We start from the raw sequence: 24,568 nt of genomic DNA, 5'->3' as shown, positions 1-24,568 counted from the left end.
TCAAATCGTGGCGTACTGCTTGCCGGGATAAAAACAAAAAACCCCGGCCTTGGGCACGGGGTTTTAGGTTTATCGGTAAGGGTTTTTCACCAATAAGCACGGCCCCGCGCAGCGCAGAGGAGCACGAGGAGGAGGCTATTGAAACGCACTAATACCGGAGAAATCATTTACTGCCTTTTAAGTCGAAGTTGCAGAACGCCATTAGTAATACCATGGTTATTTTTTATCTGCAACAGTATAGATGGCTAAATGGATAAATTTTTGCAGAAACTTTAGTCGCACAAGGCAACGCATATTGCGTAACCTTTGACTCACCGCTAGATTAGCCGACATTCTTCCCATTGCAGGATTGCGAATGAAAACCCTATTTAAACCTTTAACTGCGCTGTTGTGCAGTACCTTATTGCTGACGGCCTGTGATAAACCCGCCGCACCTTTAAACAGCGAGCCGGCCGCGGCGGTCAGTGTTGCCGTGTTGGATGAAGCCGCCGAGCACTATGTGAAACTGGTGCTGGCGCTCGGCCAATACGATAGCAACTATGTGGATGCCTATTATGGCCCGGCCGAATGGGCCGAGGCAGTAAAACAGCAGCCGCAACCCCTGCCAGAGCTACTTGCTGAAGCTCAGCTGCTGCGCGATGCGTTACAGGCGCATAGCGAGACGGATGCGATGTTAAAGTTGCGGCTGCATTATTTACAGCGACAGCTAACGGCGCTGATTAGCCATGCCGATACACTACAAAACGGCACTGCGGCCAGCTTTGAACAACAAGCTAGCGAACTCTACGATACCCAGCCACCGCAACAGGACCTAAGCAGCTTTGTCCCTGTGCTGGCTGAGCTGGAGCAACTGGTCCCCGGCGAGGGCAGCCTGACCGAGCGGGTCGTGGCCTATCGCAAAAATTTTGTTATTCCGGCGGATAAATTACAGCTGGTGTTTGAACGGGCGATTGCGGAGTGTCGCGACCGCACGCTGCAGCGCATCAGCCTGCCGGCGCAGGAGAATTTTACGCTGGAGTTTGTAACCGACAAACCCTGGAGCGGTTATAACTGGTATCAGGGCAAGGCTTATAGCCTGATCCAGATTAATACCGAGCGGCCGATTGATATCTCCCGCGCTGTCGATCTGGGCTGTCACGAGGGCTACCCCGGCCATCACACCTATAATGCGCTACTGGAAACCGAGCTAAAACAACAGCGTAACTGGGTGGAGTTTAGTGTTTATGCGCTATTTAGCCCGCAGTCGTTAATCGCGGAAGGCACCGCCAACTATGGTATTGATATCGTCTTTCCCGGTGAGCAAAAACTGGCGTTTGAACGCGATGTACTTTACCCGTTAGCAGGGCTGGATCAATCGCAGGCCGCAAGCTACGACCGCTTTTTAAAACTGATGGCACGCCTTAGCTATGCCGGTAATGAAACCGCCCGTTTATTGCTAAATGGCGAGATTGATGAAGAGCAATTTGTTGCGCTGCAACAGCAATATTTGTTGCAAAGCGAGGCCGAAGCGCGGCAGCGGCTACGTTTTGTCAGAAGTTACGGCGCCTATGTGATTAACTATAACTGGGGCAAAGATTTGGTGAAACAGTATGTCGAGCAGGCCAGCAGCGAAGATGAGCGTTGGCAGCGTTTTATTAGCTTATTGTCGACGCCAAAACTGCCGTCTTCGTTAGCTTGGTAACAGTGTAAATACGCGGTCGCGCCGGACTTGAAGCCAGGCGGCGCAACCCCATTATTAAGCAAGAAGTTTTAACAGGAATCGTTATGGAACGTTATTTTGAACGTTTAATGTATGCCACGCGCTGGATTATGGCGCCCATTTACCTTGGGTTAAGTCTGTGCCTGCTGGCGCTGGGTATTAAATTTTTCCAGGAAGTGTTTCACTTTATTCCGCTGATTTTTAGTATGAAAGAAGTGGAATTAATCCTGATTACGTTAAGTCTAATCGATATCGCCCTGGTTGGCGGCCTGATTGTGATGGTGATGTTTTCCGGCTATGAGAACTTTGTCTCGCGCTTAGATCTGACCGGCCACGATGATAAGTTGGGCTGGCTGGGTAAGCTCGACTCTAATTCGCTGAAAAATAAGGTCGCCGCCTCTATTGTTGCCATCTCGTCGATTCACCTGTTGAAGGTATTTATGAATACTGAGCAAATCGAGAATGACAAGATTATGTGGTACCTGTTAATCCATATTACCTTTGTCATCTCTGCTTTTGCGATGGGTTACCTGGATAAAATCTTACGCGATAAACCAGACCCGAAAATTGTTGTGCCTGATCACACACAGAAATAACTTGCATATCGGCGCAGCCTTAATTAAGATGCGCGCCGTTCTGTCGGTGCCCACGCACAGTATGCCCGGGTGGTGAAATCGGTAGACACAAGGGATTTAAAATCCCTCGGGGGAAACCCCGTGCCGGTTCAAGTCCGGCCCCGGGCACCATTTAGTTGATTTTAAACAAGTTTTTTAATCGCTGAAACGCAGAATAACGAACTACAAAAAGTCATGTGTAGTTTGTGTGTAACAAAACATGCGAGTTTAGCTCAGCTGGTAGAGCGCGACCTTGCCAAGGTCGAGGTCACGAGTTCGAACCTCGTAACTCGCTCCAAATTCCGAAAAAGCCGCTTTTAACAGCGGCTTTTTGCGTTCTTACGTCTAAGCCGCACCGCGTCCCGTCTCCGGTATGCTGGCGTACCGGAGACGCGATCTGCGATTTCAAAATATACACCTGTCTGAATGACTACGACTTTACATCTGTTGAGCTATTGTGAATGTATTGAGAGGTGAAATGAAACGGTGCTTTTCATTTTATAGCGTGGAAAACGGTACGATTTCTGGACTTGAGCTAAAACGGTTCAGCAGGCACTGGTGTGCCTGTGATTTCATTAGATTTTTCTGGTCGTTATTCCTTGCAACCCCGCTACCTCTGCGGTTTAATGCAGTTAGTATTCAAAATAACAACACGCAGCAACGGACTTGCCTTTTCACCTGCCATTAACCCCTAATGGCCTGCAAAACCGCTGCTGCCTCAGAGGTTTTACATGGTCGTTGAAAATCACTCCCAAACTGCATCTTTTATCTGGTCTGTCGCTGACTTATTACGTGGTAACTTTAAACAGTCTCAGTATGGCCGGGTGGTGTTGCCATTTACGCTGTTGCGTCGAATGGAGTGTGTGCTTGAAGCAACCAAGGCCGAAGTGTTATCCGCTGCTGCGGTGCATAGCAATAAACCGGATGAGGTGCGTGAGCAGTTATTACGCCGTGCGGCCGGGCAAGAGTTTTTCAACAGCTCTGCGCTAAGTTTAACTACCTTATCTGATACCCAAACTGCTGAAGATTTGATTAGCTATGTGCAATCATTTAGCCGTGAAGCGCGAGAGATTTTCGAGCACTTTAACTTTGAAGAATTTGTGCATCAGCTACAGCAAGCCGATTTGTTGTATCAGGTCACCCAGCGTTTTGCGTCATTTGATCTATCGCCTAAGTCCATCAGCAATTTTGGTATGGGCCTTATCTTTGAAGAGCTGATCCGTAAGTTTGCTGAAAGTTCTAATGAAACCGCCGGTGAGCACTTTACCCCCCGTGATTGCGTGCATTTAGCCAGCTCATTACTGCTAACCGGGCAGGATCATATTCTGCAGCCCAATAGCATTGTTACCATTTACGACCCGACAGCGGGGACGGGCGGGTTTCTATCTGAAGCCGAAGAGTATATTCAAAGCATCAGCAAGGGCGTAGACGTTAACCTGCTGGGCCAGGAGCTGAACCCCGAGTCTTACGCTATCTGTAAGGCCGATATGCTGATTAAAGGTCAGGCAGTGGGTAATATTAAGCTTGGTAACACACTATCGAACGACCAGTTACGGGGTGAACGCTTTACCTACATGCTAAGTAATCCGCCCTTTGGTGTTGACTGGAAAGGCGTACAAAAGGTTATCGACAAAGAGCATAAAGAGCAGGGTTTTGATGGCCGCTTTGGCCCTGGCTTACCCCGCGTATCCGATGGCTCGTTACTGTTCTTATTGCATTTGGTTAGCAAGATGCGTGATACCAAAGACGGTGGTTCACGTATTGGTATCGTACTTAACGGTAGCCCATTATTTACCGGCTCTGCCGGTTCGGGTGAGTCAGAAATTCGCCGTCACCTGCTGCAAAATGACTTAGTAGAAGCCATTGTTGCGCTACCCACTGATATGTTTTTTAACACCGGCATTGCCACCTATATCTGGATTTTATCTAACAGCAAACCGGCCAACCGCAAAGGTAAAGTGCAGCTAATTGATGGCAGCAACCACTTTGCCAAAATGCGTAAATCGCTGGGTAGCAAGCGTAAATACCTGACCGAAGAGCATATCAACGAGCTGGTGCGCGTTTACGGTGGCATGGAGCAGTCGGCTATCAGTAAGCTATTCCCGAATGAAGCCTTTGGCTATCGGCGTATTACTGTAGAGCGGCCATTGCGGCTAAATTTCTGCGCAAGTAGCGAGCGCATTAGCAAGTTGCAACAAGAAACCGCGCTGCAAAAGCTATCAGGTGCCGAGTTTAATGAGCTGCTGCTGGCTTGCAGTAAGCTGGGTGATACCCTTTACAAAAACCGCGAAAGTTTCGTAAAACTGCTGGATAAGCAGCTTAAAACCATAAGCTTTAAAATTGCTGCGCCGGTTAAAAAGGCTGTGCTTAATGCGCTGTCAGAGCGCGACGATAGCGCTGATATTTGCTGTGATGCCAAAGGTAACCCCGAGCCAGATACCAACCTGCGTGATTATGAAAACGTGCCGCTGACTGAGACAATAGATACCTACTTTGCCCGTGAGGTATTGCCGCATGTACCAGATGCCTGGATAGACACCAGTAAAACCGACCCGCTAGATGGTGAAGTGGGTTTCGTCGGTTTTGAAATACCCTTTAACCGGCATTTTTATGTGTTTACCCCGCCACGGCCACTCTGTGATATTGATGCTGATTTAAAAGCCTGTACTGATCGAATTAAAGCGATGATCGAGGGGTTGTCGGCATGAGTTTTCACTCAAATTATTTTACTTTTTACACTAAAGCGGCCTATACTGTTCGCAACAACACCCCTCAAGCATATTTCTCGGCCATGCCGGGCGCTGCTCAAACCGAGGGGTTACTCTTTTCTGGCAACATGCTTTTTTGTGGTGTGTTGCCATGACAGCTACCACCTACACTAAACCACCGCGTTCAATACCCGATCAAATCGCGCTGCTGCAGCAACGTAACCTGCATATTGCAGATGTGAGCGTGGCTGAACATTACCTTGCATATATTGGTTACTACCGCTTAAGCGCTTATTGGTTACCGTTCGAGTTACCAGGCCAAACCGCCTCTCGTAATCATCAGTTTCAACCGGGTACTAATTTCGATGCCATTGTCGCGTTGTATGCCTTTGATCGTGAATTGCGTTTACTGGTGATGGAAGCCATAGAACTTATTGAGGTCGCCTTACGCTCACAATGGGTAAATACGTTAGCCTTAGCCAGCGGTAACGCCCACTGCTATCTTGATGCCAGCCTGTTTAAAGACCCTTGGCAACACCTAAGTGATGTTGCCAAAGTGGCGCGTGATTTAGCCGATAGCAAAGAAACCTTTGTTACCCATTACCGTAACCAATACAACCAGCCTTTTATGCCGCCGGTGTGGGCCATGGCAGAGACGCTATCGCTTGGAGCGCTATCCCGCTGGTACAAAGCGACTAAAGATAACAAAGTAAAGATGGCAGTCGCCAGAGCGTTCAGTATGCCAACCGTCGAGATCATGGAAGGGGTACTACACGAGCTTACCTATATCCGTAATTTATGCGCCCACCACAGCCGCCTGTGGAACCGAAAAATGACCTTGCAGTTACCCAATATCAAAAAACTCAAAGCCTATATGCAGCAAGAACCTTCGCTAGATGGCAACGGTCAGCCGAAGCTTAAGGCCGATGGTACAGTGGCCATGCAGCTTAAACGTGAAATTTATAACTACTTACTGGTTATGATAGTGATGATGCAGAAAACCAGCCCCGACAGTAGCTGGCAACAGCGTTTAGCCTCGCATATTAATAAGGTTACAGCCGCACAACAGCTGGCGATGGGGTTTCCTACAAATTGGCAGACTTTGGCAATTTGGCAAGGAGGGCGAGTATGAGCTTCAGTAGTTATCCAACCTATAAAGATTCAAATATCGAATGGCTTAGCAGTATTCCTGTTGATTGGCAGTTCAGCAAACTGAAGTTCGTTACGACTTGTAACGACGAAGTGCTACCAGAAAACTTCGATCCGGAAGAAGAAATAAATTACATAGAAATTTCTGACGTCAGCTTAAATCTTGGTGTCACTAATTTGAGCACGTTGGCTTTCGGAGTTGCACCATCTCGGGCTCGTCGTGTTGTTAGACACGGTGACATTTTAATATCTACAGTAAGAACCTATTTAAAAGCGATTGCACAAGTAACTTACCCCGAACCAAAAACCATAGCGTCTACTGGTTTTGCAGTAATTCGACCTAAAGAAAGTTATTCGACATCAGGATTTCTAAAACACCTCGCTCATGCTGAAGGCTTTATTGGTGAAGTTATATCTCGCTCAACAGGGGTTAGTTACCCGGCTATCAATGCGTCTGAGTTAATATCGATAGATTTACCTTTACCACCGATAAATGAACAAACCCAAATCGTCCGCTTCCTCGACCACGAAGTCGGCAAAATCGACGCCCTTATCGCCGAGCAAGAAAAGCTGATTGCGCTGTTAAAAGAAAAGCGCCAGGCGGTTATTAGCCACGCGGTAACCAAAGGCTTAAACCCAGATGTACCGATGAAAGAGTCCGGTGTGGAATGGTTGGGGCAAGTGCCGGAGCATTGGCTGGTCAAAAAGTTTGGCTTCTTGGCTAACGTTGTCAGAGGTGGTTCGCCTCGACCTGCGGGTGATCCAGAATTGTTCAATGGTGATTTTTCGCCATGGGTGACCGTTGCAGAGATCACCAAAGATGACTCCATATACCTTAATGAAACTGAGTCATTTTTAACGCAAAAGGGATCGGAACAGTGCAGAGTATTTAAGTCAGGTACTCTAGTTTTATCTAATAGTGGTGCTACCTTAGGAGTTCCTAAAATCCTTGCTATCGATGCAAATGCAAATGATGGTGTTGTGGGTTTTGAAGACTTAAAAATTTCAAGTGTGTTCTGTTATTTATTGCTTGATAGTATGACAGTGGATTTGCGTGAGCGTGTTAAGCAAGGCTCTGGCCAGCCTAACTTAAATACTGATATTGTCAAAAATATCTTTATTGCAGTACCTCCTACTGAAGAGATTGAAAATATAGTCAATTTTTCATTGAAAGTGAGGGAACAGTTTTCAAAACTGATCAATGAAGCAGCTACCTTTTCAAATCTTTTGTCAGAGCGCCGTTCAGCTCTAATCTCCGCTGCTGTTACCGGCAAAATCGACGTTCGGGGCTGGCAGCCTCCGGCAGCACAATAAAACAAGGACGCTTTATGGCTGATACCAAAGAACGCATCTTTCAAACCGATATTTTAAACAGCCTGGAAGCGCAGGGTTGGTTAGTCGGTAAAGCGGCCAACTACGACCGGCTCAACGCACTTTATACCGAGGATTTGCTGCACTTTGTGCGTGAAGCTTACCCCGAGCGTTGGGAAAAGTTTGCTAAAAGCAACTCGGCGAATCCGGAGAAAATCTTAATACAGGCACTAACCCGAGCGTTGGAACGCGATGGTGCTTTGCATGTGCTGCGCCACGGTTTTAAGGTGATTGGCGGCCATATCAATATCTGCGCCTTTAAGCCTGACCATGGTATGAACCCCGATACCGAACGCCGTTATGGTTTAAACCAGTTGCGGGTAGTGGAAGAAGTATCGTACTCACCGCATGCCCGTGAGGGTGCCAATTCAGCAGAGAGTTATAACCCGCGTATTGACTTGGTGTTATTCGTAAACGGTATCCCTACTGCTACGCTGGAGCTTAAAAGCGAGTTTAAGCAAACCATTGAACATGCTAAAGCGCAGTATAAAAAAGATAGGCCGTTAAAAGACCCGCTAACCCGTAAACCTGAGCCACTGCTGGCGTTTAAACGGGGTGCCTTGGTGCATTTTGCGGTAACGCAAGATGAAGTAGCGATGACCACTAAGCTGGCCGGTAATGACACCTTTTTCCTGCCGTTTAATATGGGCAGTGATGAAGGCGGTGCCGGTAACCCCGCACCGAAAACCGGTGATTACGCCACCAGCTATTTATGGACGCAGTTATTTGCCAAAGACAATTGGCTGAATATCCTTGCCCGCTTTATGCACTTGCAGGTGGATGAAAGGCCGCAGTTTGATGGCAGTATCAGTCGCAAAGAAACGCTGATATTCCCGCGCTTTCATCAATGGGATGTGGTTAACCAGCTTATTCATACCACCCGTAGCGAAGGGCCGGGTAAACGGTATCTTATTCAGCACAGCGCCGGTTCCGGTAAATCTAACTCTATTGCCTGGACAGCCCATCAGCTGGCATCGCTGTATCAGCAGGATGAGAAAGGGCAGCATAAAAAGCTGTTTAGCTCGGTTATTGTTGTGACTGACCGAACCGTGCTGGATAGCCAGCTGCAAAATACTATCCGCCAGTTTGAACATGCTGATGGCATGATTAAAGCCATTACCCGTGATATTGGTAACCTGAGTAAATCTGAACAATTAGCCGAAGCGCTGCAAAGCAATACCCGGATAATTATCGTTACCATCCAAACCTTTCCAGCCTTGTATGATGCGTTAGACCGTTACCCTAAGCTAGCTGAAGGGCATTACGCCATTATTGCCGATGAAGCGCATTCATCCCAAACCGGCTCGTCAGCGGCCAAGTTAAAGGCGATTTTAGGCAGTGATAAACCCGATGGTGAAGAATTAAGTGCTGAAGAGTTACTAAGCGCTGCCGTGCAGGCCCGAACACCGACCGACCGTATCAGTTACTATGCCTTTACTGCCACACCTAAAGGGAAAACGCTGGAGCTGTTTGGTCGCCCCGAACATCCTGATGAGCCATTAAGTGATAGCAATAAGCCATTTGCCTTTCATCTGTATTCCATGCGCCAGGCCATTGAAGAAGGCTTTATTCTTGATGTGCTCAATAACTACACCACCTATGCCACTGCTTGGAAGATTGCTCACCCTGACGGTGAAGATACCGAAGTGGAAAGCAAGCAGGCACGCATTAAGCTGGCGAAGTGGGTACGGTTACACCCTTACAATATCAGCCAACGTGTAGAGATTATTGTTGAGCATTTTCGTACCAACGTACGCCACCTGCTAAACGGCCAGGCCAAAGCTATGGTAGTGACGGCAGGGCGTGAAGATGCTGTGCGTTATCAGCTGGCGATGCAGCAGTACATTAAAGATAAAGGGTATGTCGATGTGCATGCCTTAGTGGCGTTCTCAGGCAGTATTTTACCCAACGAGGTGATACCCGAAGAGGTTACAGAAACCAGTCAGTTGCTTAACCCCGGTTTAAAAGGGCGTGACCATGCCAAGGCATTAGATTCCGATGATTTCAATGTGCTGATTGTGGCGAACAAGTATCAAACCGGTTTTGACCAGCCCAAGCTTTGCGCTATGTACGTGGATAAAAAGCTCGCTGGCGTGGAATGCGTGCAAACATTGTCACGGTTAAACCGTACCTTCCCCGGTAAAAATCAGACCTTTATTCTGGATTTTGTAAACGCAGCCGAGGATGTGAAAAACAGCTTTGCGCCTTATTACACCCGCTCTGAAATTGAAACGGTTACCGACCCATACCTGATTTTTGATATTCAGAAAAAGCTGGACGATGAGCATATTTACCAATGGTCAGAAGTACGCGGTTTTGCGCAAACTTTCTATGACCCTAAAGCCAGTGCCAGCAAACTGTCGTTCTTTGCAAAACCCGCTAAAGAGCGTTTTACGCTGCGTTATCGACAAGCCAAAGAAGCCTATCAACTCGCCCGTGACGCCAAAGCCAAGGCGCAAGCAGACGGTAATACCTACGGTATAAAAGCAGCGGAAGAGGGGATAAAGCAGGCGGGTGAAACGGTAGACCAGTTAGACTTGTTTAAGAAAAACCTAACGTCGTTTATCCGGCTGTACGAGTTTATGTCGCAGATTGTGCCTTATGAAGATAACGATCTGGAAGCCCTGTGTGTTTACGGTAAAAACCTGTTACCGCTGTTACGTGCTGACCGCTTGGAAGACCCGGATGATTTCGATTTAACCGGCACCGAGCTTACCCATTACCGCATTACCAAAAAGCAGGAACTGGCCATTCGCTTAGGGGAAGAAGATGGCCCTTACTTGAAAGGCATTACCGAAGTCGGCAGTGGTAAAGCGCACGACCCTGAGAAGAAAAAGCTATCTGAAATTATCGACGCCCTCAACGACTTATTTGGCGCTGAAGTAAGTGATGATGACAAGCTGCATTTCGCCCGTGGCGTGGCAGAGCGTATTACCAAGGACGAGCCTACCATGGCACAGATCAGCAAGCACACGCCTGATGAAGTGATGTATGGCCGCTTCCCGCAGCTGGTTACCGATACCATCCTGGATATGATGACGGACAACGAAAAGCTCGCTACAGAAGTGCTTGCATCACAGCAGAAGGGTAAAGACTTTGCGCGGCTGATATTGCGGTTGTTGGCTAATTAATATTAAAAAGGAATTTTATGAGTAAAGACGTATTTTTAGCGGAAATTGAAGCTAAGTATTTGGCAGATGAAGATTCACGGCCACAAATTTATTGGGAAGAAACAAAGAGTTTAAATGCTTTATTTACATTGTTTGAGGAGAATGATTTTTTACCCTCGGAACTCTATCTTGGTTTACGACCGCACAAGGTAAGAACTTGGAAAAGCTTACTAAAAATAGTGGAGCAATGCCTTGAAGTTAGAGTTTGCCACCTAAATAACGAAGCAGGGGACTTCAATCATGATGCTTTCTTCGGAATAATTAATGAGTTCGTTGATACTGGGCGAGATGAGATAAGTTACTCAGATTTAATTTTATGTTATTTGAGTGAATTAAATTCGATTAAAGTGGATAAATGTATTGCTCCTGTTCGTGATTTATTAATTACGCTTGAGAAGATAATTGGAAACGAATGCTACAACATTAATAAAACAGAACCTTGGCAGCGATGGGGTCTCATTAACACAACTCTGCCGAGATATCGATATCCATTAACTTTCGGCCCTGAAGCTAATGTTAAAGTTAAAGCAGTTACACCTGAAATTAATAACCTTGATCTAATTTCTGGAAGATATACTTTTGGTGCCAATCAATTAGATATTTTCCGAGGTATATACAATGCGTTAATTTACTTGCAAGATAATGGGTATTTTAAGGATAATTTAAAAATTAAATAGCTTTTCTAAGTTGGCGAGTTGTTCATTTTTAGGTCGAAGCTTTATTAAGTTTTTTTATGGAAAAGTTGTAAATTATGGAGTCTGTAAATGTTTAAGTTGTTACCTGTTCTGCTTGCAATTCCCCTTTTATCTGCCTGTACTATGAGGCCTTTACACTACAATATGTCAGGCAGTGTTGTTGATTCGCCCATCAGTTTAAACAAAAACTTACCAAATATTGTTGTTACTGATTTTGAGTATAAACCTCATAGGAACATAACTCAGTATGCAACTTCCGTTATTGGTTGCCCATTTTGCGATCCTGATGGTGGTAGACAACAGCTGGTTTTTGCTCAACCAATCAATCAAATCATTCAGGCTGAAACAGAATCAGCTTTAACTGAAATCATGCTTAGGGATAAAGACTCTACATGCAAGCTTTCAGCACAAATTCAGTTTGTGGGTATGGTACAGAGTTTCAGTGCCATGACTCACCGAGTTGATGCGACTTATACTTTGAAGAGTGGTGACGCAACCTATTTTATTAAGCGGGTTGTGGGGGAATATACTCCGGGAACATTTGAGCTACAAAGAGATGTGAAAATGTGGGCCCGCCCAGTAAGAGATAGTATGAGACAGCTTGTAGCAGATCGAGCTTTCAACCAAGTTATAGATGAACGTTGTAGAAGCATTTAATTTAGAAAAAGGACTTTAGAATTGAAAATATTTAACTTTATTTTTGCCGTTTTACTCATTAGCTTCGCATCAGGTTCAGGTGCGGCAACGCTTCCATATACACTCGGTGAAGTGACTATTGACCTGATTGGTTTAAGTCAATTTAGTGAATTTAAATGATGGCTTGTTGAGCATAGCACTCTTAGGTGCAGCAGTTTATAATTTCATAGTGATTCTGGTATTTGGTTCAAAAAGGTAGCATCAGTGAGTAACGCAAAAATCAACAAAACTATGCTGACATGGGCGCGCGAGCGTTCCGGCTATGCTTTGCCTGAATTTGCGCGTAAATTGAATGTGACTGAAGAAAAAGTCAGTGAGTGGGAAGCTGGCGAGCGGGATATTACCTTCGTGCAAGCGATGGCGTTTGCTAATAAAGCTCATGTGCCTTTTGGTTTTCTATTTTTAAGTCAGCCTCCTGTTGAAAATTTACCGATCCCTGATTTACGCACTGTGGATTCCGCAGAGTTAAAGCGTCCAAGTACTGAGCTGATGGATTTACTCAAGAATATGCTGGAATGTCAGGACTGGTACCGCGACTATGCCCGTAATCAGCTGCTAGAGCCTATCAGTATTGTCGGGAGCTTCCGAATTGAAGATGGGGTGGCAGCTGTTGTGGCAGATATGCGCAATAAACTTAACATTCCACCTCACCCAAAGCGGGGTTCTTGGGACGACTACTACCGCGATTTAGTACAGCGAATCGAGGCGCTTGGTATTTTGGTGATGAGGCAATCTAGTCTTGGACATCACAGCAGACCTTTTAGTGTCGATGAATTCCGTGGTTTTGCGATGTGTGATGAGTTTGCGCCAATTATCTTCGTCAATCATGCTGATGCCCCCGGTGCCCGATTGTTTACCCTTATCCATGAACTATGCCATATCTGGATAGGGCAAACCGGCCTTTCTGATGGCGATGCTAACAGTCATCGCGCGGAAGAGCGGTTTTGTAACGCGGTGGCAGCTGAGTTACTCGTTCCTACTGATGAATTTCGGGCGCGTTGGCGCATCGATGTTGATAACTGGCAACAAAACCTACCTGAGTTAGAAGCGCATTTTCATGTTAGCCCCTGGGCCTTGGCGCGGAAAGCATTAACGCTGGCATTGATTAGCGAGGGTGAATACGGAGCCTTTATTAAGGCGCAAAGAGAAGCATTTAAAGAGCGCGAAGCTAGCGATAGTAGCCCAGGCTATTTTAAAACCAAAAAGGCGCAAATTAGTCAGCTGTTTTCTAAGGCCGTTGTCAGTGAAGCGTTGAATGGTAAGTTGTTGTTGCGTGACGCTGCTTGGCTGCTTGGAATGAAACCGGCCAGCGTAACTAAATTCGCGCAGGAGCTTGGGTTTTGATTTATCTGTTGGATGCAAACACCTATATAGAAGCTAAAAACAGCTACTACAGCATGGATTTTTGCCCCGCCTATTGGTCTTGGTTAGATCACCAATTTGCGACCGGTATAGCGGGTAGTATTGATATGATTGGTCGTGAGCTGAAAGAGGGTAATGACGAGTTAGCGGAATGGGTTAAAGCCCGCAAAGGCCAGTTTATTGCTAATGATGATGATGCAACGCAAACGGCTTTTGTGCAAATCATCGAGTATGTAATGGCCCAGAATTTTAACCTTGCCAATCGAGATAACTTTCTAGCTAAAGCGGACCCTTGGTTAATTGCTAAAGCGATGTCGAGCGGCGCTATAGTTGTAACGCATGAAAGTTTGGTTAGTGATGCGACGAAGAAAGTTAAGGTACCCAATATCTGTAAGCAGTTCGGTGTTCAATGTATTAATACGTTTGAATTCCTGCGGCAGACAAAAGCCAAGTTTGGCTTGATTTGAATGTGTAACAACTTAATTGCGATAGATACTCGGTAAATCCAAATTCCGAAAAAGCCGCTTTTAACAGCGGCTTTTTTGCTTTCTTACGCCAAAGCTGACGCTAAGCCACACCGCTTCCCGTCTCCGGTATGCTGGCGTACCGGAGACGCGATCTGCGATATCAAAAGGTAACTGACTCCTGCCGCAGTAATACTTCATTTCCCGCAATCTTCCCAAGATGCAAGCACCAACAAAAATATTGCGCAAACCCAGGTTATTCTTTAGCGTAACACGTTAAGCATTAGCGGCGTGGCAAACTGGCGTAACAGGACGATGGGCATGACAATAAAGCTTTCTACGATCGCACAAATTGCGCTGACGGTAAGCGATGTGGATACGGCACTTGGCTTTTACCGCGATCTGCTGGGGCTGGAGTTGCTGTTCCGTGCTGGGCCCAATTTGGCATTTCTTAATGCGGATGGTGTCCGTATTATGCTCAGTACCCCACAGGGCGCTGGTAAGGTTGGCGCGAACTCTGTGTTGTATTTTAAAGTTTCGGATATCGAAACTACTCATACAATGCTTGTTGCTGCTGGCGCGCATAATGAGCGAGTGCCACAGCTGGCGGCAAAGATGCCGGATCATGAGTTATGGTTAAGTTTTTTGCGTGATCCTGACGCTAATCTGCTGGCTTTGCTGGAAGAAAAACGAGCATGATAGTGGGGTCTGGCCGGCGATAACTTTAATGTCCAGATTCCCTGGTGGGAAATACTTATTAAGTTACTGCTACTCGGTGGCAGCATTAATGCCTGCTAGTGGCTTATACGCTATTTAAGCTTAATTTAATATTGAACAAAACGGCGGCACATTAACCAGGTGTGCCGTTGCACTGGCGGAGGCAATGCCAGCCATAATGGAGAGGGACATCATGTATAAAGTTATACTTTTGACTGTAATTTTATTGCTCACGGGCTGCTCCAGTATTCCGCTTAGTACCATGCTGGAAATGCGCTCTTATAGTAAAGAGGATTTTCTGGCCACCCAGCCTGAGCAGCTGCGGGCACAAGTATTGTTGGTACAGCCGGTGCGGGCTGATTTAGAGAAAGTTGAGCTGCAGCTGGCATTAGAAACCAGCAAAGGCTTGCGACTTTATCAGTTTCCATTGCAGTTGCTGGTCGAGGAGCAGCTGCCGCAAGTCAGTGGCTTGTTCTCTACTACGCCAGCTAAAAATAGCTATACCTTTAAATTGTCCGAGCTGGCGATTACTAATTTTGTTGAGATGCAGCAACTCTTGGCCGAGCAAAAGTCTGCTAAGCTGAATTTCACTATCAGCTCTGGTTTGTTAGATATTCCAAAAGGTGCCAGCTCAGTGACGCTGACGGCCCGTTTAAAGCTGTCAGAGCAAAACGATTATCTGACGTTATTTGAGGACGCCAAACTGGCACTGGATCATAGTGATTGAGGATGAAAGATGATTGATTTTAACAATAAGGGTTTTTTTAAGTTAAAACAAAACCGTGACTATGCAGACCAGGTGGCGGCCCTGTTGCTGGATGGTGAGACCATAATTGACGCCTATAAATCCATGCGTGATGGCGTGGTGTTTACAACGAAAAGGCTGATTGTGGTTAACGTGCAGGGCATTACCGGTAGCAAAAAAGATTTCACCTCTATCCCTTATAAAAACATTGTCGCCTATTCGGTCGAAACTTCTGGCACCTTCGACTTGGACTCCGAGCTGGAAATTTATTTGTCAGCAGTAGGCAAGGTAAAATTTGAATTTACCGGTAAAACCGCGATAGTGGAGATAGCCAAATATATCGCGCAGCATTCGTTGTAGTAAAAGGGCCCACAAAAAATGGGCGCTACGCAAGGTAACGCCCGAGAAAAGCTTAGTAGTATTTCAAACCATCTGCCTTACCGCGAAACGCATAATAGGCGACCGCGGTATAGGCGGCGATAATCGGAATGACCACCACAGCGCCGAAGAAAATAATGGTCAGCGACTCCTTGGAGCTGGCCGCTTCATAGAGCGTCATTTGGTTTGGCACCACAAAGGGGTAGAAGCTGAGTGCCAACCCGACAAAGCTACAGATAAAAATAATCTTACAGATAAAGAACGGCAGCCAGGCGCCGCGATCGTCCGGTAGCGGCAACCGCTGTAATGCCAGATAACCCAGCGCAAACATCGCAAAGCACAATAGCGGAATGGCGGCGAACAAATAGGCCAGGGGTGGCTCGGTCCAAACCTGATACACATTGGCATTTACCAGCGGATTAATCGCACTTACCGCCAGAATACCCGCCAGTGTCCAGACCCCAGCCAGTTTACACTGCCGGATGGCATGGCGCTGCAAATCGCCACTGGTTTTGCCTATCAGCCAGGCATTGCCAATCATCGCATAGGCGGCGGTAACACAGAGGCCGCTAAAGCTGGCGAACACGACACTGCCAACGCTGTACTCCAGTCCCATCACATAGATACCCAGCATAAAGCCCTGGCTAAAGGTTGCCAGCAAGGAGCCAAATTTAAAGGTCCAGTCCCAGCGGATTTTCCGCTCCGGTTTGACTTTGGCGCGAAAATCAAAGGCAACACCGCGTAAGATCAAGCCAATCAGCAGCAAGGCTGCGGGCAAATACAGCGCATGCAAAATCGCGCTATGCGCAGCCGGAAAAGCCACCAGCAGCAAGCCGACGGCCAGCACCAGCCAGGTTTCATTGGCATCCCAGAACGGACCAATAGAGGCAATGGCGGTGTCACGCCAGGCTTCTTGCTGCATCGGCAGTGTTATGCCGACACCTAAATCATAACCATCCAGGATGGCATACAGCAGTACCGCCAGTGCCGTCAGGCCGGCGAATACCAGGGCCAGGTTTTCTGCAGTTAGTAGGCTCATGCTTCGGCTCCTTCGTTGGCGAGTTTGGCTTTCTGTTCTGGTAGGCCAGGCAGCGACAGGTCATATTCCTCAACCTCAATCGCCCGTTTTGCCAGCCAGAATAAGGTCTTAACATAGGCCAGCAGTAACACTACATAAAGCGCCAGATACATGATAAGCGTTAAGGCAACCTGCTCACTGGCTACAGTGGTCACGGCGTCACTGGTTTTTAGCACACCATATACCAGGTATGGCTGGCGGCCGATTTCGGTCACATACCAACCGGCCAGGGTGGCAAGCCAACCGGAGAACGACATGCCGATTAATACCTTATATTGCAGCGGTGATAATTCGCCTTTTCGGTACAACCGCAGGCTACACCACCAGGCAACGGCCAGCATTAATACACCGATACCCACCATCACCCGGAAACTGTAGAACACCGGCGCCACCGGCGGGTGCGCGCCCGGAAATTCGTTAAGGCCTTTTAGCTCACCGTTTAAATCATGGGTCAGTATTAAACTGGCCAGTTTTGGAATTTCCAGCGCAAAGCGGTTAGTCTGGGTTTCAGCATCGGGGATCGCAAACAGCACCAGTGGTGCGCCTTGCTCGGTATGCCAAATGCCTTCCATCGCAGCGATTTTCTGTGGCTGATGTTCCAGCGTATTTAAACCATGCAGGTCACCAACAAAGGCCTGGGTTGGTGCCAGCACAGCGGCGGTAAACAGCGCGGTTTTTAGTGTCAGGCGCGGTGCTTTTTTGTTGTCACCGCGATATAGCCGGTAGGCAGAAATACCGGCTACCAAAAAGCAGACCGTCAGTGCCGATGCCAGCAGCATATGCGTAAAGCGATACGGGAAGGAAGGGTTAAAAATAATCGCCAACCAGTCAGTGGCATGGGCTACGCCATCGCGCATTTCAAAGCCTGCCGGAGTTTGCATCCAGGAATTGAGCACCAGGATCCAAAATGCCGACAAGGTTGTGCCGAGGGCCACCAGTAAGGTGGCCAGTGTATGCAGCCAGCGCGGTACCTTGTTAAAACCAAACAGCATAATGCCGAGCATGGTTGCTTCGAGGAAAAAGGCGGTCAGGATTTCATAGGCCAGTAAAGGACCGGCAATATTGCCGACAGTTTCCATAAAACCCGGCCAGTTGGTGCCAAATTGGAACGACATGGTAATGCCACTGACCACGCCCAGTGCAAAGGTCAGTGCAAAAACTTTGACCCAAAAGCGGTAGGCGCGCATCCATACCGGATGCTGTGACAGGTCAAAGCGGATTTTAAAGTACACCAGCAACCAGCCCAGGGCGATGGTAATGGTTGGAAACAGGATATGAAAACTGATATTGGCCGCAAACTGAATGCGTGACAGCAACAGGGTGTCTAACATGGCAACCTCACTACAACAGAACAAAAGGTGGCAAAAACAGCTAGGCTTGTTTTGCCGGATCTTTTTTACCTAAAAACTTATCGGTAAATTCCAGTACCTTGCCAACGCCAGAGCCTAACTTCATTAGGGTATTTAGCTTCTCTGGTGATAAAGACTGCAGGCTTTGCGTCCATTCGGTAATGTTTTCCAGCAGATCGTGAATTTCGGCGATACGCTTTTGCGCATAGGCTTCTTCCTGATTCGCCGCTTCATCCATCATAATGTCGCGCAGTAAGCTGAGGGTGGGGTCCATTTCCCGTTTGCGCCGTTCTTCAAATACCCGGTTGGCCATATCCCAGATACTGCCGCGGCTATGGTAAAACTCGCGCCGCTCGCCGGGTTTATGGCTAACCTGTACCAACTGCCAGCTACCCAGCTCTTTTAAACCCATACTGACATTGCCCCGCGAGATCCCGAGTAGTTCAGCAATTTCGTTGGCGCAAACCGGTTGTTCGCTAATCACCAACAGCGCGTAAATTTGGCCAACGGTGCGGTTAAAACCCCAGCGGCTGCCCATTTCGCCAAAGTGGTAAACGAAAGATTCGATCATCGGGGTCATTTGCATGTTAAGTTCCTTACTGAACTTTCAGAAATTTCTGAAACAATAATACGCCTAAAAGTTGATCAGGATCAAATTAATTTGCTGTTATGCTAGACCCAGATAAGCGCAGCTCCGATTACCAGCTGCGGAAAAAGTGGTAAAAATGTCAGGGTTTTCCGAGTTGCAGGCTTTTATGCGCCGTTAGAGCTGCTAAAGTAATACTACTTGCCTGTTTATTTGGTCAGCTGTGCCGTTTTACGGTCTTATCTTTATTAACACAGGGTTTTGCCTATGTTCAGATCCATATCGATTCAAAAACGTTTATTGGCCGCTTTTGGCTTACTGGCTTTTATGCTGGCGGGTCTGGGGTTATATAACCTGAATACCATGTCACAAATCCGTGAGCGGGCGAATTTGGTAGAGACTAATATTATGCCGGCATTGATGAGCCTGGCTGACCTGAACCTGAACGTAACCCGGCTGCGGGTGATGACCCTGCGTTTAATGTTAACCACTGACATTACGCAGGAAGGCGAAACCCTGGCTCGGGTTGATGAGCTGCGTGCTGAGGTAGACCGAAATGAGGCGGAGTTTGCCTCTCATTTATACATCGATGAAGAAAAGGTGGTTTTCGTTGAGTTCGCCAAGCGTAAAACCCAGTATCTTGCCTTACAGAGACAGGCGATTGATTATCTGAAACAAGATGAAACCGGTATGGCGCTGGATTTACTGCAGCAAATGAATGCGTTAACCAATGATATGACTAATGATTTACTGAAGCTGACGGATTTGAACCAGGAAGCCGCACAACAGGCCCGGGCAGAGAGTGTCAGCGCTTATGAAACGGCCCGGATCTTAATCGTGGTATTGATTGCGCTTGCGGTCGCCGTAGCTGTTATTGTCGCGCTGGTGATTTCCCGTAGTATTAACCAGCCGCTGGAGCTGGCAGTGGCCTCGGCGCAGCAGATTGCAGGTGGCGATCTGACTCAGCAAATTAATAGCGCTGGTAGTGATGAACTGACGACCCTAAGCCAGGCCTTACAGCAAATGCAGCAAAAACTACGTGATGCCATAGGCCATATCGCCAGCTCAGCCAGTCAGCTGGCCTCTGCTGCGGAAGAACTCAATGCCGTTACCGATGATTCAGCACGGGCCATTCAGCAACAAAATGATGAAGTACAACAAGCCGCGACGGCTATCACTGAGATGAGCTCAGCGGTCGATGAAGTGGCGGCAACGGCGATGCAAACCTCAGATGCGTCTGCACAATCGGCCAATCTGGCCAAAGATGGCAGCCAGAAGGTTACCCAGACCCGGGCGGTCATCAGTAAGATGAATACCGAGGTGCAGCAAAGCGTCACTGTGATTAATGTGCTGGCAGAAAAAGTCTCGTCAATTAACCAGGTGCTGGAAGTGATTCGCAGTGTGGCCGAGCAAACCAACCTGCTGGCGTTGAATGCGGCGATCGAAGCAGCCCGCGCCGGTGATGCCGGCCGCGGTTTTGCCGTCGTCGCCGACGAAGTACGTAGTTTGGCGCACCGCACCCAAACCTCCACCGGTGAAATTGAACAAATGATCCAACAAGTGCAAGGTTCGGTACGTGAAGCGGTAAATGCCATGGGGCTAATTAGCCAAAACGCTGGTGATGCCCAAAATGTGGCCGAAGAAGCTGCCGCAGCTCTGGGGCAGATCGCGACCAATATTACCAGTATCAGCGATCAGAACCATGTCATTGCCAGTGCCGCTGAAGAGCAATCGAAAGTGGCGCGGGAAATTGACCGGAATATAATCACCATTAGCGACCTGGCCAATCAAACCTCTGCCGGTTCGCAGCAAACCTCGGCCAGTGCCACTGAGTTATCGCGGTTAGCTATTCAGTTAAACGAACTGGTTAATCGGTTTAAAGTGTAAGCGGTTGGCAAGCCAACAGGGCGCCTTTGGCGCCCTGTTGTTTTTTCAAAGGGTGGCATCTTTAGCCACACCCTAACAGACGATTTAAGCGCGAAATTTTATGACTTCAGCTCGTAAACCTCTGGCTTGACTGGCAACTTGTTCGCTCAGCCCCGAATTGTGCTCGGCACTACGTAGCGTATCCTCCGACATATCCCGAATCTTCACCACATTGCGATTGACTTCGGCCGCGACCGAGCTTTGCTCTTCAATGGCGGTGGCAATCTGGGTGGTCATATCCATAATACGGCTGATATCACCGGTAATTTGTTGTAATAACTGACTGGCTGAACCGGCTTGCTCGGCACTTTGCATACCATCATCGCGACAGGCCAGCATCACTTTGGCGATATCTTTGGTTTTGTGCTGCAGGTTTTTAATAATACCTTCAATTTCTGTTGTTGATTGCTGAGTTCGTTGGGCCAGAGTACGAACTTCGTCGGCGACCACGGCGAACCCCCGTCCTTGATCGCCGGCGCGGGCCGCTTCGATCGCGGCATTCAGCGCCAGCAGATTGGTTTGCTCGGCGATAGCGCGGATCACGTCCAACACCGAACCGATACTGACACTATCCCGCTCCAGCTCTGCTGTAGCACTGCTGGCTTGCTGTAAGCGGCTGGCCAGCGCCTGAATATGTTGCACGGTTTCACTGACCTGTTGTTGACCAATCAGGGCATTCTGGTTACTGGTTTCAGCGGTATTAGCGGTATTTTCTGTATTGGCAGCAATTTCCTGAATTGTCGCCCCCATTTCAGTAATGGCGGTAGCCACCATATCCGTTTCAGATTGTTGTCCGCGCATGACCTGATTGGTGGTTTTGGCGGCAGCGGCTAATTGCACTGTTACCTGATCCAAGGTGCTGACCGATTGATTTACTGACTGAATTAAACCTTGCACATCAGATAACACGGCATTCATATCGGCACCCAAGCCAGTGATTTCATCGCGACCTTGCAGGCTTAAACGATGGGTAAAGTCTTTATCACTGCGGATCCGGGCCAGATCAGCTGACGCTTGTTTAATTGGACGATGAATACTACGGGCTATCAGGCTGACCAGAGCGATCACTAACAACAGTATGACGGCGAAAATACCAACACTGATGCGATTAATTTGCTGGCTGGCCGCGGCCAGAGCCAGATCTAACTCTTCTGACAGTTGCTTGAGCAAGGTTTCGGTAGCCTGAATTTCCCGCCGCATCTTACCCTCGTTCCCCTGGCTTTCGCTGTATCCGCGCTCTGCCATCGCCTGATCTAAGGCGCTCAGACTTTGCTGGTACTGATTAAGCGCCTGAGAATCGGATAAGCCTGAGGCTTGCAGAGTAGCAAAGTGAGCTTGCTGTGCACTCAGATACTGGTTGTCATTACGCAGTAAAAAGTCTTTTTCCAGCCGCCGTAATTGCAGATAGCTGACCATTAACTCCGGGTTAGCTGCCAGTTGTTGCTCCAGTTGTTGCGCGGCCTGGCGCATTTGGCCGAGCAAACCGTCCTCCACCGTCAGACCGATCCGCTGCTGTGCCTGCACCAATGCTGCAAATTCGCTGACGTACAACCCGACCTGGCTGGCAAATTGTTTGCTTTTGCTGTCGTCCAATCTCAGTGCCAGCTGCAGTTGTTGCAGCTGTGTCAGCCGTTGTTGCAAACTGAGTTGCGTACTTTGATGTCGTTCCAGGTAACGCAGCTCCTGGCGTAGCAAAAAGTCCTTTTCATGCCGGCGCAGCTGCAGCATATCACTGTTAAGTTCTGCCACCAGACGGCCAGCATCGGCCAGGTTCTTTAACACTCTGGCCTGATACTGCATCAGCAATAACATCAGTGCCAGGGCAATGATGGCAACGGTGGCAATAATCACCAGCCGGCTTTTTATCGAAATATTGGTTAACTGCATCTTAAACCCTTAATGGCAGGAACTTTTCCTCTTAAAAGCATAAGCGCAAAGTTCCTGACTTGCGAGGGCGTGTTGACATTTGTTGCAACAAACGTCAACACGCCCTAGGACCGGCAGCGAATTTTCTGCTGGCGATCAGAGCAGGCGGCAGCAACAGAGCTGGCGGTCTGTGATATTCTTGCTGGTAGTTAACAGAGGAATGATTATGGCCCGCTACTCCGCCGACTTTATTAAGATGATGCCCAAGTCCGATTTACATTTACATCTGGACGGCAGTTTACGGTTAGACAGTCTGATCGAGATGGCAAAACGCAGTCAGGTGACCTTACCTGCCACCTCAGTTACCGGCCTGAAAGAGCTGGTGTTTAAAGACCGCTATCAGAATTTAGGCGAGTATTTGCATTGTTTTCAGTATACCTGTGCCGTGCTGCGCGATCCGGAAAACCTGCAACAGGCAGCGTACGAGTTGGCGCTGGATAATCAGGCTGAAGGGGTCAACTATATCGAAGTGCGGTTTGCGCCGCAATTGCTGATTGATCTGACACGCGGTATTGATTTCGACCGGATAATGCATGCGGTCAATAACGGTTTAAAGCAAGCGATGCAAGAGTATAACGCCACTGAAGCGGTGCTAAGCGGTCAGAAACCACCGTTTTATTATGGCATTATTAACTGTGCAATGCGGATGTTTGGTAATAAAGGTTTTTCACCTTATTACACCAACCTGTTTCAATTAATGCGCGACTTTGCGCCGATGGATGTGATCAAGCTGGCGGCGATGGAGCTGGTGCGGGCCAGTGTGCGGTTACGGGATGACGAGGGCATCCCGATTGTTGGTCTGGATTTGGCGGGGCAGGAGGCAGGTTATCCGGCGGGTAAATTTAAAGAAGTCTATGAGTACGCTCACCAACACTTTTTACTGAAAACCCTGCATGCCGGCGAAGCCTACGGTGCGGAAAGTGTATTTGAAGCCATTACCGAATGTTATGCCGATCGTATTGGCCATGGCTATTCGATGTTTATCCCGGAGATGATTAAAGATCCGGCGATTACTGATAAAACTAAATATATTAATAATCTGGCTTCTTATATCGCCGATAAGCGTATCGCAGTAGAGGTTTGCCTGACCAGTAATCTGCAAACCAATCCGGCAATTACCGATATCCGCCAGCATAAGTTTAAAGATATGTTGGAACACCGGATTGCTACGGTGATCTGCACCGACAATCGTCTGGTGTCTAATACAACTGTCAGCAAAGAGTATCAGCTGGCGCTGGATAACTTCGATGTGCCGCTAAAACGGCTGAAAGATATGGTGGCGTACGGCTTCAAGAAAAGCTTTTTCCCCGGCAGCTATGTCGAAAAACGTCAATACGCTAAACAATGTCTGGAATATTTTGACCGTGTAGCTCAGCGTTATGGTTTTATCTGATTTAAATCAGACGCTTACGCTTGGTGTCGCATTTTGCATACATGCTAAGCTGTTGTTTTTTAAAGACTCTCCTATTTGCCGCTTTTTGGTGTCGCTAATTAGCAACAGTTAGCGGCACCCTGGTTGCCTTTCTTTCGTAAAAAATATAATAAATTATTGATTTAAAATAACTAAATTAAGTTGGCACGACTGCTGCATTAATATCTGTGACGCTGCAGGGGAATAGCGTAAAAGCAATAAGTATTACTTTTACGCGATTCTCCTGAGACAGCACCGAACGCTCCCATATGGAGCCCATAGCCGGAGAAGTATCATGGATATGTTTTTAAGTTTTATCACGCTGTTCTTGGTTGCCAATATGGCCATTGTTTTTACGCTGTTACGTCGTGTTGACCTGAATAATGCCAGTGTTCAGGCCTGGGAGCAGGAGCAATCTGCCCGCTCAGCTAAGGCTACACAACCAGTTTATGCGCAGAGCATGAACACTGAGTTAGCGCAGTAATCGAATCCCATAGATCAGCGATCTAGCTGAATCTGCCTTG

At 47.7% G+C, this 24,568-nt stretch carries 21 protein-coding genes and 2 tRNA genes; 19 read left to right on the top strand and 4 right to left on the bottom strand.

Annotated elements, in window-relative coordinates; genetic code table 11:
• Window positions 1–355 precede the first annotated feature (355 nt).
• From AGRI_RS09840 to AGRI_RS09770, 16 genes are all read left to right on the top strand, one after another.
• Complete coding sequence (locus tag AGRI_RS09840; protein WP_008984794.1) at window positions 356–1,681, top strand: hypothetical protein; 1,326 nt, start codon at window positions 356–358, stop codon at window positions 1,679–1,681.
• An 83-nt stretch (window positions 1,682–1,764) separates the two neighbouring features.
• Window positions 1,765–2,295, top strand: a complete 531-nt coding sequence (locus AGRI_RS09835) for a TIGR00645 family protein (protein ID WP_008984793.1) — start codon at window positions 1,765–1,767, stop codon at window positions 2,293–2,295.
• A 63-nt stretch (window positions 2,296–2,358) separates the two neighbouring features.
• Window positions 2,359–2,445 (top strand) — tRNA-Leu (locus tag AGRI_RS09830).
• Between the two features lie 90 nt (window positions 2,446–2,535).
• Window positions 2,536–2,611 (top strand) — tRNA-Gly (locus AGRI_RS09825).
• A gap of 433 nt (window positions 2,612–3,044) precedes the next feature.
• Entirely contained in the window at window positions 3,045–5,021 is a 1,977-nt protein-coding gene (locus tag AGRI_RS09820; RefSeq protein WP_008984792.1) for a type I restriction-modification system subunit M, read from the top strand.
• Between the two features lie 151 nt (window positions 5,022–5,172).
• Window positions 5,173–6,153 carry an Abi family protein gene (locus tag AGRI_RS09815; protein ID WP_008984791.1) on the top strand — a complete coding sequence of 327 codons (981 nt, stop codon included), beginning with the start codon at window positions 5,173–5,175 and terminating at the stop codon, window positions 6,151–6,153.
• Window positions 6,150–7,484: a restriction endonuclease subunit S gene (locus tag AGRI_RS09810; RefSeq protein WP_008984790.1), complete on the top strand. Its 1,335-nt coding sequence runs from the start codon at window positions 6,150–6,152 to the stop codon at window positions 7,482–7,484. Before AGRI_RS09815 ends, AGRI_RS09810 begins: the two co-directional genes overlap by 4 nt.
• Before the next feature lie 14 nt (window positions 7,485–7,498).
• A complete protein-coding gene (locus AGRI_RS09805) occupies window positions 7,499–10,672 on the top strand; it encodes a type I restriction endonuclease subunit R (RefSeq protein ID WP_008984789.1) in 3,174 nt (1,057 codons plus the stop codon).
• A gap of 17 nt (window positions 10,673–10,689) precedes the next feature.
• Complete coding sequence (locus AGRI_RS09800; protein ID WP_008984788.1) at window positions 10,690–11,388, top strand: hypothetical protein; 699 nt, start codon at window positions 10,690–10,692, stop codon at window positions 11,386–11,388.
• 87 nt (window positions 11,389–11,475) lie between these two features.
• Window positions 11,476–12,063, top strand: a complete 588-nt coding sequence (locus AGRI_RS09795) for a hypothetical protein (RefSeq protein ID WP_008984787.1) — start codon at window positions 11,476–11,478, stop codon at window positions 12,061–12,063.
• A 21-nt stretch (window positions 12,064–12,084) separates the two neighbouring features.
• The gene (locus tag AGRI_RS16530) at window positions 12,085–12,222 is read left to right on the top strand and encodes a hypothetical protein (RefSeq protein WP_156808373.1); all 138 of its coding nucleotides are present in this window, start codon (window positions 12,085–12,087) and stop codon (window positions 12,220–12,222) included.
• Between the two features lie 84 nt (window positions 12,223–12,306).
• A complete protein-coding gene (locus tag AGRI_RS09790) occupies window positions 12,307–13,446 on the top strand; it encodes an XRE family transcriptional regulator (RefSeq protein WP_008984786.1) in 1,140 nt (379 codons plus the stop codon).
• Window positions 13,443–13,931 (top strand): DUF4411 family protein, encoded by a 489-nt coding sequence (locus tag AGRI_RS09785; RefSeq protein WP_008984785.1) that lies wholly within the window; start codon window positions 13,443–13,445, stop codon window positions 13,929–13,931. Before AGRI_RS09790 ends, AGRI_RS09785 begins: the two co-directional genes overlap by 4 nt.
• Before the next feature lie 318 nt (window positions 13,932–14,249).
• Window positions 14,250–14,627, top strand: coding sequence for a VOC family protein (locus tag AGRI_RS09780; RefSeq protein WP_008984784.1), 378 nt, complete (start codon window positions 14,250–14,252; stop codon window positions 14,625–14,627).
• A 229-nt stretch (window positions 14,628–14,856) separates the two neighbouring features.
• Window positions 14,857–15,372, top strand: coding sequence for a hypothetical protein (locus AGRI_RS09775; RefSeq protein ID WP_237713055.1), 516 nt, complete (start codon window positions 14,857–14,859; stop codon window positions 15,370–15,372).
• Window positions 15,373–15,381: 9 nt separating this feature from the next.
• Complete coding sequence (locus AGRI_RS09770) at window positions 15,382–15,750, top strand: PH domain-containing protein (protein ID WP_008606587.1); 369 nt, start codon at window positions 15,382–15,384, stop codon at window positions 15,748–15,750.
• A gap of 52 nt (window positions 15,751–15,802) precedes the next feature.
• Here AGRI_RS09770 and AGRI_RS09765 read toward each other — a convergent pair whose 3' ends face one another.
• The 3 genes from AGRI_RS09765 to AGRI_RS09755 are packed head-to-tail and all read right to left on the bottom strand — an operon-like array spanning window position 15,803 to window position 18,781.
• Window positions 15,803–16,807 carry a cytochrome d ubiquinol oxidase subunit II gene (locus AGRI_RS09765; RefSeq protein ID WP_008984782.1) on the bottom strand — a complete coding sequence of 335 codons (1,005 nt, stop codon included), beginning with the start codon at window positions 16,805–16,807 and terminating at the stop codon, window positions 15,803–15,805.
• Window positions 16,804–18,177 carry a cytochrome ubiquinol oxidase subunit I gene (locus tag AGRI_RS09760; protein ID WP_008984781.1) on the bottom strand — a complete coding sequence of 458 codons (1,374 nt, stop codon included), beginning with the start codon at window positions 18,175–18,177 and terminating at the stop codon, window positions 16,804–16,806. The genes AGRI_RS09765 and AGRI_RS09760 overlap by 4 nt, the downstream gene beginning before the upstream one ends.
• Before the next feature lie 40 nt (window positions 18,178–18,217).
• Window positions 18,218–18,781, bottom strand: a complete 564-nt coding sequence (locus AGRI_RS09755; protein ID WP_008984780.1) for a GbsR/MarR family transcriptional regulator — start codon at window positions 18,779–18,781, stop codon at window positions 18,218–18,220.
• Window positions 18,782–19,048: 267 nt separating this feature from the next.
• Here AGRI_RS09755 and AGRI_RS09750 point away from each other — a divergent pair, with 267 nt between their 5' ends.
• Window positions 19,049–20,668, top strand: a complete 1,620-nt coding sequence (locus tag AGRI_RS09750; RefSeq protein ID WP_008984779.1) for a methyl-accepting chemotaxis protein — start codon at window positions 19,049–19,051, stop codon at window positions 20,666–20,668.
• Between the two features lie 84 nt (window positions 20,669–20,752).
• Here AGRI_RS09750 and AGRI_RS09745 read toward each other — a convergent pair whose 3' ends face one another.
• A complete protein-coding gene (locus tag AGRI_RS09745) occupies window positions 20,753–22,594 on the bottom strand; it encodes a methyl-accepting chemotaxis protein (RefSeq protein ID WP_008984778.1) in 1,842 nt (613 codons plus the stop codon).
• Window positions 22,595–22,799: 205 nt separating this feature from the next.
• Between AGRI_RS09745 and AGRI_RS09740 the strand changes: the two genes are divergently transcribed.
• Together AGRI_RS09740 and AGRI_RS09735 are read left to right on the top strand one after the other, a co-directional pair.
• Window positions 22,800–24,026, top strand: coding sequence for an adenosine deaminase family protein (locus AGRI_RS09740; protein WP_008984777.1), 1,227 nt, complete (start codon window positions 22,800–22,802; stop codon window positions 24,024–24,026).
• A gap of 313 nt (window positions 24,027–24,339) precedes the next feature.
• Window positions 24,340–24,528 (top strand): hypothetical protein, encoded by a 189-nt coding sequence (locus AGRI_RS09735; protein ID WP_008984776.1) that lies wholly within the window; start codon window positions 24,340–24,342, stop codon window positions 24,526–24,528.
• Window positions 24,529–24,568: the final 40 nt, after the last annotated feature.

Source organism: Alishewanella agri BL06 (assembly GCF_000272005.1).
GTDB classification, from domain to species: Bacteria; Pseudomonadota; Gammaproteobacteria; order Enterobacterales; family Alteromonadaceae; genus Alishewanella; species Alishewanella agri.
Note: the sequence above shows the minus strand (reverse complement) of the source record. Positions and strands in the feature narration are given on the sequence as shown.